Genomic DNA, 14,510 nt, shown 5'->3' on the forward strand with positions numbered 1-14,510 from the left:
GTTATGTTGACGGTGAGATTTGAGTACCTTATTCATTCAAAAGTTATTCACCAAAGGAAAATGACTGAATAGCTTTTACTTTGGTTCCCTTCATATTTAGCTGGCGTTAAGCAAGCTAAATAGCGCTAAATAATATGAATCAATTCATCGTGTTCGTTTTTCAAAATTGTATTTAAATCATCCCAAACTTCATCTGGGAAGGAATAATCTGATAGGTTACGAATTTCAATCCCATATGCTGCTTTCGGCTTCTCAATGCGGTACAGCGACAATAATGCCCCGTCTTTAGCAAAGGAACGATAAGCACGCAAAAATTCCGGTGTAAGAGAAGGAATACTCGGTTTTGCTTTTCGGCGCCAAAAGCCCGTGCTACGTTCTTTCTCACGAATTAAAGAATTAAACACATTGGCGACTAGTAAATCCGAATCACTCAAATGGCGAAAATAAATTTTCGTCATTTTCTCTACATCCGAAGAACAATAAACAAACCGATTTTGCAATTTATTAAAAAATGGCGAAGTAATCGGTTCTTTTTTATGGCTAATGTAAAGCAGCTCTCCCTGCTCCATCGCTGTCAGCTGATCTAGCCTCTTTTCATCCATAAAATCTACCCAACACAATTCTTTAGACTCCGTAGCCTTTTTTACAAATCGAGGAACCTCCTCCTCTTGTATATAATCAAACTGTGTATGCATATTAAATGAGCCATCTTCATAAGAATGCTTCAGTAACAGTAAGTGATGCAGTGGATCTAGAGCAGCCACGAATTGCGAGAGCTTAAGCCCGCTAAAAATGACAAATTTATCGACATCGTTCATATGAACATATATATGATACATAAAATCTTCAGCTGACTTTAATTTCTTAGCCACATCCATCACCCCATTCTTCACTATATTATAAATCTAAACTTTATTTTTTGAAACATTTTATGCTAATTGTCGTCACAACAATATACTCAGGCGTAAATTTGTTTTTTGCGTTATAATGTTAATGTTCGACATGCGTTACTTCGCATACTTTTAAACTATTTTATTTTAGGTGGCTTTTATGGAAAATAAACGAAATTTCGTGAACCGTTTCGACTGGACGCTCGCTTTTATACTTATTACTTTTCTTTTCATTAGTTTGCTAGCGATTGCATCCGCACAAACTTCGGGACAGTATGGTATTAACTATGTGCCTAAGCAGCTACAGTGGTATGTAATTGGTGCATTTATTATCGGTGTTATTATGTTTTTCGAACCCGATCAATATAAAAAAATGGCTTGGTATATGTACGGAGCCGGGATTGCTCTTTTAGTATTGCTTATTTTCATGCCGGAAGGTAAGGGTCAAATTGGTGAGCCTGTTAACGGCGCTAAAAGTTGGTTTCATACACCGCTAGGCAATATGCAGCCTTCGGAATTTATGAAAACTTTTTATATTTTAGCACTTGCCCGATTAATAAGTAAGCACCACGAAGTTTACTCCTTACGCTCAGTTAAAACTGACTTCATTTTATTAGGGAAAATTGCTATAACGTTGATTATACCACTTGGTATTATTTTGAAACAGCCAGACCTTGGATCTGCTCTTGTTTTCTTTGCAATCACTGCGGCACTAGTTATTGTTGCGGGTATTTCTTGGAAAATAATACTTCCCACATTCTTAGGTAGTGCCGCTATCGGCGGTGGTCTGTTATGGATGGCTCTTTATATGCAAGATTTTTTAGAGAAGACATTCGGTTTTAAACCGTACCAGTTTGCCAGAATTTATTCTTGGCTCGATCCGTATTCCTATTCGTCTAGTGATGGTTACCATTTAATTACGTCTTTAAACGCTATCGGCTCAGGCGAAATTTTTGGTAAAGGTTTCCGTGGTCGTGAAGTATATGTAGCAGAAAATCATACAGACTTCATATTTACTGTAATCGGTGAGGAATGGGGATTTATAGGAGCAAGTATCGTAATCTGTATTTTCTTTTTACTCATCTATCATTTAACAAAAACAACCTTATTATTGAAAGATCCTTTCTCAACTTATGTATGTGCAGGTATTATTGCCATGATTACGTTCCACGTATTTGAAAATATCGGCATGACGATACAGCTACTACCGATTACCGGTATTCCGCTACCATTCATAAGCTATGGCGGGAGTTCATTAATGGGTAATGCACTCGCCATCGGATTGGTCTTTAGCATGCGTTTCCATTATCGTACTTACATGTTCACAACGCACGATGAAGATGATTAAAAATAAAAAAGAATGGATAGTCTCTTTTCAAATAGGAGACTATCCATTCTTTTTTTGCAACGAGTTAAGCTTGAACTTGCGGAGTTTGCGTTGGTGGTGTGAGCACTTTTAAAAGTTCAAGTCGAGACTTTGTTACAGTGGCAGTCACACCCAACTTCGATAAATTCGAAACAATTTTTTTCAAATCTACTTCCTTCGTCATACATTCCACCTCAATCTTTCCTCGATTTTATATAACGTTTTATTTCCAAAAAAGTTTCAATTTTCTATGTGTTAGATGTCAGACAAGTTTATCTTTTCTCTATCATACCATTTAACTCGCCTTTCATATTTTTCAATTTTGTTACAATGTAAATAATGTTTAATGCGATAGCTACTGATTGATCTAACTTCATTATTAGCACAACAAATTATTTTTATTCGTCATTGTACACTTTTTACAAGCAATAAGGATTTTTTTAGAACCAGATAAAACCTCTACCAAGGGGAATTGGAAGAAGGATCAATACTGCGGTATGAACCAAAATTTATAATAAAGGGGATGAAAAAAATTTTTTAAGTGCGCTGTTGCTTTTAAATGCTTTGACTACCGTTTCCTTGTAATAGCAAGAACAAGAGAGGTAGAATATACATAGTGAAATATAGTAAGAAAGCAGGAAATTAAATGATAAAACCAATTTTACTCTTAATGTCAGTGCAATTTCTTGTCTACCTAGGATTCGGAATTATTATTCCTGTCTTGCCTGAAGTTATCGTGCAACACGACTGGCAAAACATTCATGTAGGCGGTTTACTGACAGTTTATTCATTAGCAAGCTTTTTCACTGCACCACTTTGGGGAAAGCTTTCCGATAAAATCGGACGTAAGCAACTTATTTTAACGGGATTGGTCGGTTTCAGTCTCAGCTTTATTATTTTTTCAATATTTATTGATCATTTAGCAATGCTATACGTATCACGTATAGTTGGTGGCTTATTCTCAGGTGCACTGTATACAGCAGTAACAGGCTTTATCGGAGACATGTCGAGCGAGGAAGATCGTAATAAGTACATGGGGATCATGGGCATGTCCATCGGTCTTGGTTTTATCTTCGGTCCTGCAATTGGCGGTATGCTTGGTGATTATAGTTTACAATTACCATTTATCGCATCAGCAGCATTAATTGCGCTATTATTTATTTATGCAATTTTTGTCTTAAAAGAACCAGAAAAACGAAAAGATGTAACAAAACGAGCGATTGTACCAAAAGGTGTTGGCAAAATGCTTCAATACCGTGTGCGTTATTTATTTATATTCTCTTTTTTAGTGACATTTATGCTCGCAGGTGTAGAAGCGACATTCCAGCTTTTCCAAATTGATCGCATTCATATTACACCATTGCAAATCGGCTATTTATTTATGTTTAGCGGTTTTGTAGATGCAGCGATACAAGGCGGTGTTGTGCGTCGCATCAAAAATGGTACGGAAACATCTTGGTTAATTGGCGCTCAAATTGTAACGGCCATCGGTATGCTTTTATTTACATTAACAGGAAATCTGTTTATGGCTGGCTTTGCACTTTGTATTTTTACAGCCGGTAATGCCCTTGCAAGAACATGTGTCGTCTCTCTTTCCTCCAAAGAATCTGGCGGCCAATATGGAACTGCAGCAGGTCTTTCTTATTCCATGGATAACTTAGGACGTATTCTCGGTCCACTATTCTTCACATGGTTATTTACAATGCAATCGAATTTGGGCTATTACATTGCTGCAGCAATTGCCATCATCTCGATTAGTTTAATGTTTATTTATAAAGCGTCAAATAAAACTTTACGTCTTGAATAAATTCCATAGAAAATGCCGTAACTTAGTGGTAGAGATGTTTTTTGTTTATGATTTATAAAAACATCCATGCTTGAAAGTGTAAACTCGGAGGGCTCTGCATGAACAAAACGATAAATGTATCACTACCTAAAGAGCTAGAACTATTACGTTGTGAAATTGAAGAATCACTGCAGCCAGCGATTATTATCTCGCCAGTGAAACGTTCAACTTCATTAATAGAAAGTAAATTTGCCGGTGAACCTTATTTACCTTATTATCAAACCGTTCCAAAAGACATTACCGGCGAATCGATGCGTTTATTAGCTCAAATTAATTTTGCAGAAATACCACCTATAGAGGATTTCCCTACCCAAGGTATTTTACAATTTTTCATTTCGTCTAATATTTTTGCCAATGCACCGTATTATAAAGAAGACATTTTTCAACAGTTTTATAAAATTCGTTTTTACCCTACAGTAGAAACAACATTAGCTATAAAAACCTTTGATGATTTATCCTTAAGACCAAATGATTGGTTTCCTATTCATCAGGAATTAGCCTTACAATTCCACTACACACAGGAACCTGTTTCGGCTTTAGATTACCGTGCTGTCCATCATTTACCTAGCCTTATCGCTACCCAAAATCATGATGTCAATTTGCACGAAATCTATTTACAGCACTTTTTAGGTGCAGGCGCAAAAGTAGGAGGATATGCATATTTTTTAGCGGAAGATATTCGCCAAGAATCTCACCTTTTACAACGCTATGATGTGCTTTTACTACAAATAGATTCGAATGATGAATTCGGAATTATGTGGGCTGATAGTGGCGTCGGGAAGTTTTTTATTAATCGTGAAAAACTACTTCAACAAGATTTTTCCGATATATTATTTCAATGGGAACATTATGTATAAAATCTGAAGCTCATATCCAGCACAACAAAAACTTACAAGCCCCATCACTAATCTTTTCGTGGTGGGGCTTAGCTAATGTTCATTTTTTACGGCTTAAGTTTATGTCTGTCGACAACAAAAAACTTACTCTTCTTTCATTCCAGCTGAAAAGTAAGCTATACTAAGTATTATATGAAATATAGTAGAGGGGTGCAGGAATGAGCATTTTTACAGATGTAGAATATCTAGTACCTTTAGTTTTATTCTTTAATATCTTATCAGCGATGACCATTATTTTTTTAGAACGTAGAGATGCTACTTCTACATGGGCATGGATTCTTGTACTGTTTTTCTTGCCATTAGTTGGATTTGTTCTCTATTTACTAATTGGCAGACAACTGCGCAAGAAGCATTTGTTTCGTTGGGAAGGTCGCAAAGATATCGGGATAGATAATCTAATTAGCTACCAGATAGACACAATTCGAGATGATACATTTGAGTTTCGAATTGAAAATGCAGAGAATTATAAAGAAATGATTTATATGCATTTAAAAACAAATAATGCCGTATTAACGCAAGACAATCACCTTTCTATATTTGATGATGGTGCAGATAAATTTGAACACCTTATAAAAGATATTGAAGCTGCAAAAGATCATATCCATATTCAATATTATATCTTTCGCTTAGATAATTTAGGTACACGTCTTGTTGACACAATGATTAAAAAGGCAAAACAAGGAGTCAAAGTGAGGCTCTTATATGATGAAATGGGCTCGCGCAATGTAAAAAAGAGACATTTCAAAGAACTTCTTGAGGCAGGCGGCGAGGTTGAAGTATTCTTCCCTTCCATATTCCCACTATTAAATCCACGTCTAAATTTTAGAAATCATCGTAAAATCGTTGTTATTGATGGACGAATCGGGTATATCGGAGGCTTTAATGTAGGAGACGAATACCTAGGTCTTCAAAAGAAATTTGGCTATTGGCGAGACACTCATTTACGCATTGAAGGTAGTGCTGTCCATCCATTGCAAACTCGTTTTTTGCTCGATTGGAATCAAGCTAGTGCTCAGCAAAAGATGGGCTATTCAGATCGTTACTTCCCCGCTATTCCGAAAAAAGGCGATGTCGGCTTGCAAATTGTTTCGAGTGGACCCGATTCTGAATGGGAGCAAATTAAAATTGGCTATTTAAAGCTAATAAATATGGCCAAACGATATATCTATATTCAAACGCCTTATTTTATACCAGATGTCAGTTTTTTAGATGCCATTAAAATTGCTACGCTTTCAGGTATTGACGTTCGTATTATGATTCCTAATAAACCGGACCATATGTTTGTTTATTGGGCTACTTTTTCGTACGTAGGACAATTATTACGGGCGGGTGCAAAAGTTTATATTTATGAAAAAGGATTTATTCATGCTAAAGCCATTATTATTGACGATGAGGCATCGACTGTAGGAACCGCTAATATCGATGTACGTAGTTTCAGTTTAAACTTTGAAGTAAATGCCTTTATATACGACTCAACGATTTCCCATCAGTTAGCTGAGTTATTTGAGAAGGATATTTTAGATTGCACAGAACTCACTTGGGAAATGTATCAAAATCGTTCGAGCATGATCAAATTCAAGGAATCTATTTCACGCTTATTAACACCCGTATTGTAGAAACCATTTGTTTGCTTATATTGAGACAAAAAGAAAAAGTGTTAGATTGACTGAAATCAATCTAACACTTTTTTGCAACGTTGTTGTCCGATACCTACTGCAGACAAACTCTGTTTCACTCTTTCGTAAATTGTGATCCAGTTTTTATTACTCCACACCTAGGTATTCTTCTAACGTAATATTCTTTTCTTTTATTTTGTTGGCTATTTCGGTTCCGACGTAACGGTAATGCCATGATTCATACATGTAGCCTGTAATATGCTCTTTGTTATTAGGGAATCGTAAAATGAAGCCAAATTGCGCGGCATTGTCAAATAACCATTGTCCCGCAGGTGTTTCACCGAACTCTTCAGTCAACCATAGATCTTCTTTACCCACTTCTCCAATATCAAACGCTAAGCCTGTTTGATGCTCAGAAAAGCCTGGTCGTGCACTATAACGATCTGCTGCAGCCTGACCATCACGCTTTACATAGTTATTATATAGTGTTGTTTGATAGTCGTAAGAACGATATCCACTAAATGCTACTAAATTAAAGCCTTGCTTTTTCGCTTCTGCAATCATCGTATTTAACGCCTGACGAGCTTCTGGGCTTTCTCCAGGTGCAAATGTGGATGGAAGAGGATATTTTTTATTCGCTAGTAAAATACCATCTATATAAGTAGGATCTGTTGGCATTGTTTGATTTGGGTAATAGCCATTTTCATCTGGCTGTTCCTGTGGCTCAGTAGTCTTTTCGGGTGTTTTTGTTGGCTCTTTGATCGGCTTATCTTTTTTACCCTGTTCCGCTGCTGGTTGTTCCTCATCTGATGCTACATTTACTTGGCTATTTTTATAGTTAATCACTACAAAAATAGATACAATCAAAGCCGCTGAAATGACAGCACCAATAATAATTGGTAGACGTTTTTTTTTCACTTTCTTTGCCCCTTTTGTGTAGATACAGGTCGCTAAACTACCAGGATTTCAACATTAGGCTGTTTCAATGGAAGTTTGAGCAACCTTAAAACCTTAAATTCAGACCACCTCGGCGTAATAGCGACTAGATTTTATTCTATTAAAAACCTATTTCATCCGCCGGGGCATTTAACTTGATTCAGCCGCTAGTGTAACCCCACTACGTTTCGTGCATGTTGGCATTCAATTCTGAAGCAAGTTAAAACAATTCCATATAATAGTTTTATTTTATCACTGTTCACATTTTTAAGTGTAGCTTTTCACAATTAATCTATAAAAATAACAATAAGCACTACGATTGAAGCGACCGAGAAAAAGATAGACATATACTTCATCCACTTCGCCTCTTTACTATACCCTTGTTCCTTAAAGCTCTTCGCCCTGAAACCATTTGACATAGCAAACATAATTGTCATAGCTAGCACCGCAAAATTGAAGTTTCCTAAAATAATGCATACGATAGCGGCAATACTAAATATCGCGACAAGAATTGATGAAATCCATTTTGTATTCATGCTGTTTTCCTCCTAAAAAAAAATCGAGGCTACACAAGCGCCTCGACATCAATTTATTTATGATTTTGCTTTTTCGGGATGCTCCGAGTAATATTTTCGACCAATATATGTTTGAAGAATTAGTAATGCACCGCTGACAGACCAGTAAAGAGGTAGAGCTGCCATAGAGGACATAGAAATAAAGACAATCATTATTGGCGAAATGTAAATAAACATTTTCATTTGCTTTTTTTGTTGCTCCGGAACAGTCCATAAAGATACTCGTGCTTGTACTAAATAAACAATCCCTGCAATAATTGTCATCACAATGTCTGGTGAACCTAAGCTAAACCATAGGAACTCATGTGATTTCACATCGGCAGAATATAAAATTGAGAAGTAAAGACCCATAATGATAGGCATTTGAATTAACATTGGTAAACAACCCATATTCAATGGATTAACACCGTGTTTTTGATACAACGCCATCATTTCTTGTTGATATTGCATTTGTTCTTCTTTTGTCTTTGCTTCCTTCATTTTTTTCTGAACGGCTTCCATTTCAGGTTTGAAGGCATCCATTTTCGATTTCATCAATTGTTGCTGACGATAGTTTTTCAACATAATCGGCATTAAGATTAAACGAATAAGAACTGTGATGGCGATGATCGCTAAACCATAGCTACCTGAAAAAATATCATTTCCGAAAAACTCCAGTAAAAATTCCATAGGTTTTACAAAAACACTATAGAAAAAGCCTTCTTTGTTCTCAACTGCTTGACAGCCGCTTAATACAAAAACAACAAGTCCAAGCATTGATAATAGCTTCAAATTTTTCATTTATCCACCTACTATTATTTTTCAACTAATGTGAAGTATACCTTATAAAGACTACCTTTATCAAATAGCAAGCGCTAGTTGTTCATCCAATCTCGTTGTTCTAAAACCACAACAGTCATTCACATAAAAAAGATGCTCGCTTTAGCATCGCTAATACGATCGCATCTTACAGTATGTTTATAATATTTAATGACACTTCATTCATTAGTAGAACTGTCTATTAAACATTTTGTGTTTCGTTTTGTTCAGCATCTGTTTCAGTAGCTGTATCGTTCATTTCAAAACGATAAAATTCATGGTGAAGCTCATCACGAAAATGTTTAGGTGTTACGCCAGTATATTTCTTGAAAATACGCGTAAAGTAACTTTGGTTACAAAAATGGAATTGGTCAGAGATTGATGTAATACTTTTATTTGTATGGCGTAAATAGTATTGCGATTCCTCAACTCGACGCACATTTAAATATTCCACCAATGTAATGCCAACATGTTCTCTAAAAATACGTGATAAGTGACTTGTACTAATATGAAAGTTATTTGCGATACTTTCTACTGTTAGATCATTCTCTAACTCATCATTTATAAACATAATGACCTTATTAACTGTCTGGTGACGGAAAGTCGGTTGCTTTCTATCTGCGATAAAGTAGACAAAGAAATCAATTAAATCATCAGCAAATTGCAAAAATTCTGCGTCTTTCATTTGATTTTCTATCATATCATTACATGCAATATTAAAAGCAAAAGCTTTCTTCGAAGGTACTTGATTGTCTAGCAATTTACGAGCAACAATCGAGGACAGAACCGAAAAATAACTTCGTACAATTTTAATAACTTGCTTGCCAAAACGTATCGACAGAATATCTATTAATTCATGCAAAGATTTTTTGGCTTTTGCAGATTCTAAATGGTAAATTTCAAATATTAATTTTGACTCAATATTAAAAAATTCTTCTACACCGATGTATTGATTAATATTATCGATTTCTTGGAAGTATCTTTTTGATATCGTTTCTGACATAGAATGTTGATGTAGTTGCATAATCTTCCCCATCTTTCCTCAGAGTGCACGAATTACCTTGCAATATTAGACTTCTAATTAAAATTCCAAAATAAGAAAAAAGTATTTACTTATTTAGCTTATGAATTGAGTCCTATTACACAATAATATATAGAATAATAGCTTAAAAATAACCCATCTTAAACACTAGTATTAAAAAAAATATACTTTACAGTGAATTTTACCATATTCTGCGATTTCCTTTCAACCACATTTTGTACATCGTTCTAGTTCTTATTTATCATATAAAGATAGTAGAAACGATGTAAACTTATGAATCGGCATTTAATATTTACCATATACATATTAAATATAAATAGGTATTAATTTCAATATATTGAATAATTTTTATTCAATTTATTTTAGCAATTAACATATCTCTATTTTATTCCGAAATCTTCTCTATATAATTTATACGAATATGTAGTAAAATAGATGATAATACTATTTTTAAAAGTTAAAACGAGGTGCTAATAGTGGATCCAAAACAAATAGAAGAAATCATGGAGATTATTAAGGAGTTTTTCCCTGAGAATACTTCAATTGCAATTTCTGATACAAACGAATACTTGTACTACCAACCAAGCAAAAAGGTTGATTTGAAAATTAAGCCGGGCGACCCTATTAAAGAAGGATCAGCAGCACATAAAGCTTTAAGCTATGGACAAAAAATCAGCACATATATCGAACCTGATGTCTTTGGCGTTGCTTACTATGGCATGAGTATTCCTCTAATGGAAGAAGGCGAAACAAAAGGTGCTATTACAGCCATCTTCCCACAAAAACCGTCTGCATTTTTGACAAACTATATCACGATTAAAATCGATGATTGTTGGTATCCAATTAAGCATGATCAAGTCATTTATCTTGAAACACAGCTTCGTAAAACATTTGTTAAAACAATGGGACGTGAAGGCTATCACCGTTTAAATTTAAGTGATCTTGAGCTATTTTTAGCACCAGACTCATTTATTAGATGTCATCGTTCTTATATTGTAAACATTGATTACATTGATGAAATTCAACCAGATTCTCATTCCACTTTCTTATTAATTATGAAAGACGGTACACGCATTCCTGTTAGTCAACGTTACGCAAGTTATTTCCGTCGATCTTTAGGTTTCTAATTTACCCCAGTACAGCAAGTCCTCCCCTTCCGGAGGCCGTGCTGTACTTTTTTAATTTTACCATGGAAAATATATACTCTACATTAAAACGTTTTCTCTGTCGAAAAATCAACCTTCTGCTCGTTTTTCCTCCGATTACATAATTTAATGCTAATACTAAAGTTTTTGTGACAAATTGGTGATAATATTAATCAAATGGTTGGAGTCATACTACAACTAAATAAACAGAAAATTCATACAGGTTTTTCTAGTTTTGTAATCGGTTTCCATCAAAATGATTTAGGGGAGGATTTTTTTATGGATGCAAATATTCAAAAACGCCTAGGTTTAAAAGAACTTGAAAGTAAAATTGTTTCGGCTGATGCAGCCGCAGCACTTATTTCAAATGGTGATGTAGTTGGTATGAGTGGTTTTACTCGTGCTGGGGACGCAAAAGTAGTTCCAATGGCATTAGTTGAACGCGCAAAAAATGAAGAGTTTAAAATTGATGTATACACAGGTGCATCATTAGGACCAGAAGTAGATAAACACCTAGCAGAAGCTGGTGCTATTCGCAAACGCGGACCTTTCCAAGGTGACTCTGGTATCCGTAACTTAATTAACTCTGGTGATGTCTTATATGTAGATGCTCACCTTTCTCACAATGCTGAGTTAGTGCGTCAAGGAATTATCGGACCTATTAAATATTTAATTCTTGAAGCGGTTGCTATTACAGAAGAGGGTTATATCATTCCAACCAACTCTGTAGGTAACTCTCCAATTTTCGCACAATATGCAGAAAACATTATTATCGAGTTAAACATTTCTCATCCAGAAGCATTAATCGGTATTCACGATATTTATGTTCCTGGCGAGCAAGGTAATCGTGAAGCAATTCCAATGACAGATGCAATGCAACGTATTGGCGAAATCGGTATCAAAGTTGATCCAGCAAAAATTAAAGCGATTGTTATTTCTGAAGAGCCAGATGCTCCTTCATTAATCGTACCACCAGACGAAGAAACACAAACAATGGCTAACATTTTATTAGACTTCTTCCGTGATGAAATTAAAGCGGGCCGTTTAACAAAACAATTAATGCCATTACAATCTGGTGTAGGTTCTGTTGCAAATGCTGTACTTGATGGCTTTGCAGATTCTGAATTTGAAGATTTAGTTGTTGCTTCTGAAGTACTTCAAGATGCTGTATTCAACTTAATCGATGCAGGTAAAGTTAAATTTGCTGCAGCTACTTCAATTACACTTACTGAAGAATTACAGAAAAAAGTTTACGGCAATTTAGAAAAATATGCTGATAAAATTTGCTTACGTTCACAAGAAATTTCTAACCACCCTGAGCTTATCCGTCGTTTGGGATTAATCTCAATTAACACTGCTCTTGAGTTAGATATTTACGGTAACGTAAACTCAACTCACGTATCAGGTACTCGTATGATGAATGGTATTGGTGGTTCTGGGGACTTCGCACGTAATGCACGTCTTGGTATTTTTGTAACAAAATCTTATGCAAAAGGCGGCGCGATTTCTTCAATCGTACCAATGGTTTCTCACGTAGACCACACTGAGCATGATGTAGATGTAATTATCACTGAGCAAGGTATCGCTGACTTACGCGGCTTAGCACCGAAAGAACGTGTACCTTTAATCATTGAAAACTGTGCACACCCTGATTACAAAGAGCAATTATGGGATTACTACAACCGCGCAGTAGAAGCAACAGGTAACCAACAAACTCCTCACATTTTAGAAGAGGCTCTTTCTTGGCACGTAAACCTTGCTAAAAACAAAACAATGAAAAAAGAAATTGCTAAAGCTTAATATCGCTATCCAGAACGCCCAATAAGTTGTTTTCAACTTATTAGGCGTTCTTTTTTGTCGAAAATGTTATAATAAACCTACTAAGTCGTTTATTGTAGTCGGAGGAGTTATGAAAAAATTTATCTACTTGATTATATTCTTTTCATTTTTTGACCTATTTACTCAGCTTCCTGTCATGAGTACATACGCGGAATCTTTAGGGGCATCCGCTTTTTTAACGGGACTTGCAGTTGGTATGTATTCTCTTTCTAATACGTTTGGGAATATTATTTCTGGTTTTTTAACAGATCGTAAAGGGCCCTTTATCATTTTAATTATTGGGCTGTTAACAACAGGACTCTCACTTACTTTGTATAATTTAGTAGATGTTCCACTTGCCCTATTAATCGTTCGTTTCATCCATGGATTGGTTGCCGGCTTTATTGTTCCTGCGGCTTTTACATTTTTAGCTAACGCTACCGATCAAGAGAAACGCGGCAAAGGTAGTGCTATTTCCGGAGCCTTTGTAGGTATTGCCGCTATCATCGGACCTGCTTTTAGTGGTATTCTAGCAAGTCGCACAAGTGTACCTTTTGTCTTTAATATTACTGCTAGTTTTATGTTACTGTTAGGAATTCTATCGTTCTTTTTACTTAAATCTAATCAGGTGAAAAAGGACAAGACATCTTCTAGCCCTCATATTCCTATCAGTGTATTTTTTAATAATGTCGGTACGTTAAAAGCCTTTTCAGGCGCTTTCTTTTTAATGTTTTCACAAGGAGTTATCGCTTACTTATTACCATTAAAAGTTCATGCTTTAGGCTTCGATTCACGCTTAAGTGGTACGTTAATGAGTGCCTTTGGTATCGTCGCTGTGCTTGTGTTTATTTTGCCGAGTAATCGGATTTTTGATAAGGTTGCTCCGATTAAAACATTAGCTCTGGGGATCGGTTTAATGGGTCTCAGTCAAATACTAATTAGCCAAGCAGATTCGAGTACGCTACTTTATTTAGCTATGATTTGCTATGGCATTGGTTTCGGTTTATTATTCCCGTCTATCAATTCACTGTTAATTGACTCTACGAATGTTGAAATACGTGGGAAAGCATACGGCTATTTTTATGCCTTTTTCTCATTAGGCGTGGTACTTGGCTCTTCATTGCTCGGTTGGTTATCACTCGGTGTAGTGAGCGGCTTTATTTTCACTGGCATTGTCCTCATTACCTTCGCTGGTGTGACGCTTATTCCAAATAAAAAGCGGCAGTCTCAAACAACTATCTAAGCAACGTATCGGGTCCTATTTCGTAAAAAACGCTTTGTCGCAGAGCTTTTTCTTTTGATAGTGACTGGTACTTGGCAAAGCTATCTTCTAAAGCGTAAAAATTCACTTCGCTTGCGCTCGGCTTGTTGCGTCTTACGTTCTGTGCTGTGCCCGCAGGAGTCTTCGTGAATTTTTACTTAGTTATTAAAACGCTTTGTCGCAGAGCTTTTCCCTCAAATAGTGACTGGTACTTGGCAAAAGCTATCTTCTAAAGCGTAAAAATTCACTTCGCTTTCCACGGGCACATCGTTAGCCGCCACCACTGCTTAAGTTGCTGAATGGAAGTCGCGCTGTAGTGAA

The 14,510-nt window shown here is 35.9% G+C and carries 13 protein-coding genes; 7 read left to right on the forward strand and 6 right to left on the reverse strand.

Annotation, left to right across the window (positions count from 1 at the left end; translation table 11 throughout):
• Positions 1-125: 125 nt before the first annotated feature.
• Positions 126-878, reverse strand: coding sequence for a hypothetical protein (locus tag ACIQXI_RS18350; protein WP_402927589.1), 753 nt, complete (start codon positions 876-878; stop codon positions 126-128).
• A gap of 172 nt (positions 879-1,050) precedes the next feature.
• On the opposite strand from ACIQXI_RS18350, the gene ACIQXI_RS18355 reads away from it, so the two are divergent.
• Positions 1,051-2,238, forward strand: a complete 1,188-nt coding sequence (locus tag ACIQXI_RS18355; protein WP_402927590.1) for an FtsW/RodA/SpoVE family cell cycle protein — start codon at positions 1,051-1,053, stop codon at positions 2,236-2,238.
• A gap of 64 nt (positions 2,239-2,302) precedes the next feature.
• Here the strand turns inward: ACIQXI_RS18355 and ACIQXI_RS18360 are convergent, their stop codons facing one another.
• Entirely contained in the window at positions 2,303-2,440 is a 138-nt protein-coding gene (locus ACIQXI_RS18360; protein WP_004232019.1) for an Lmo0850 family protein, read from the reverse strand.
• 462 nt (positions 2,441-2,902) lie between these two features.
• Here ACIQXI_RS18360 and ACIQXI_RS18365 point away from each other — a divergent pair, with 462 nt between their 5' ends.
• From ACIQXI_RS18365 to cls, 3 genes are all read left to right on the forward strand, one after another.
• Positions 2,903-4,063 (forward strand): MFS transporter, encoded by a 1,161-nt coding sequence (locus ACIQXI_RS18365; RefSeq protein ID WP_402927591.1) that lies wholly within the window; start codon positions 2,903-2,905, stop codon positions 4,061-4,063.
• A gap of 98 nt (positions 4,064-4,161) precedes the next feature.
• On the forward strand, positions 4,162-4,959 hold the full coding sequence (locus tag ACIQXI_RS18370; protein WP_402927592.1) for a YwqG family protein: 798 nt from the start codon (positions 4,162-4,164) through the stop codon (positions 4,957-4,959).
• Between the two features lie 197 nt (positions 4,960-5,156).
• Positions 5,157-6,614, forward strand: a complete 1,458-nt coding sequence (cls, locus tag ACIQXI_RS18375; RefSeq protein WP_402927594.1) for a cardiolipin synthase — start codon at positions 5,157-5,159, stop codon at positions 6,612-6,614.
• Between the two features lie 147 nt (positions 6,615-6,761).
• Here the strand turns inward: cls and ACIQXI_RS18380 are convergent, their stop codons facing one another.
• From ACIQXI_RS18380 to ACIQXI_RS18395, 4 genes are all read right to left on the reverse strand, one after another.
• Complete coding sequence (locus tag ACIQXI_RS18380; RefSeq protein WP_402927595.1) at positions 6,762-7,532, reverse strand: M15 family metallopeptidase; 771 nt, start codon at positions 7,530-7,532, stop codon at positions 6,762-6,764.
• A gap of 305 nt (positions 7,533-7,837) precedes the next feature.
• Positions 7,838-8,086, reverse strand: a complete 249-nt coding sequence (locus tag ACIQXI_RS18385) for a hypothetical protein (RefSeq protein ID WP_402927597.1) — start codon at positions 8,084-8,086, stop codon at positions 7,838-7,840.
• Positions 8,087-8,143: 57 nt separating this feature from the next.
• The gene (gene yidC / locus ACIQXI_RS18390; protein ID WP_402927598.1) at positions 8,144-8,905 is read right to left on the reverse strand and encodes a membrane protein insertase YidC; all 762 of its coding nucleotides are present in this window, start codon (positions 8,903-8,905) and stop codon (positions 8,144-8,146) included.
• 220 nt (positions 8,906-9,125) lie between these two features.
• Positions 9,126-9,947 (reverse strand): helix-turn-helix transcriptional regulator, encoded by an 822-nt coding sequence (locus ACIQXI_RS18395; RefSeq protein WP_402927600.1) that lies wholly within the window; start codon positions 9,945-9,947, stop codon positions 9,126-9,128.
• A 494-nt stretch (positions 9,948-10,441) separates the two neighbouring features.
• Here ACIQXI_RS18395 and ACIQXI_RS18400 point away from each other — a divergent pair, with 494 nt between their 5' ends.
• The 3 genes from ACIQXI_RS18400 (at position 10,442) to ACIQXI_RS18410 (ending at position 14,171) form a co-directional block, all read left to right on the forward strand.
• The gene (locus ACIQXI_RS18400; protein WP_024361329.1) at positions 10,442-11,092 is read left to right on the forward strand and encodes a LytTR family DNA-binding domain-containing protein; all 651 of its coding nucleotides are present in this window, start codon (positions 10,442-10,444) and stop codon (positions 11,090-11,092) included.
• A gap of 297 nt (positions 11,093-11,389) precedes the next feature.
• Positions 11,390-12,910, forward strand: coding sequence for a succinyl-CoA:acetate CoA-transferase ScpC (gene scpC, locus ACIQXI_RS18405; protein WP_402927601.1), 1,521 nt, complete (start codon positions 11,390-11,392; stop codon positions 12,908-12,910).
• Positions 12,911-13,019: 109 nt separating this feature from the next.
• On the forward strand, positions 13,020-14,171 hold the full coding sequence (locus ACIQXI_RS18410; protein WP_402927602.1) for an MFS transporter: 1,152 nt from the start codon (positions 13,020-13,022) through the stop codon (positions 14,169-14,171).
• Positions 14,172-14,510: the final 339 nt, after the last annotated feature.

It is taken from the genome of Lysinibacillus sp. NPDC097195 (assembly GCF_044762075.1).
Taxonomy (GTDB): Bacteria; Bacillota; Bacilli; order Bacillales_A; family Planococcaceae; genus Lysinibacillus.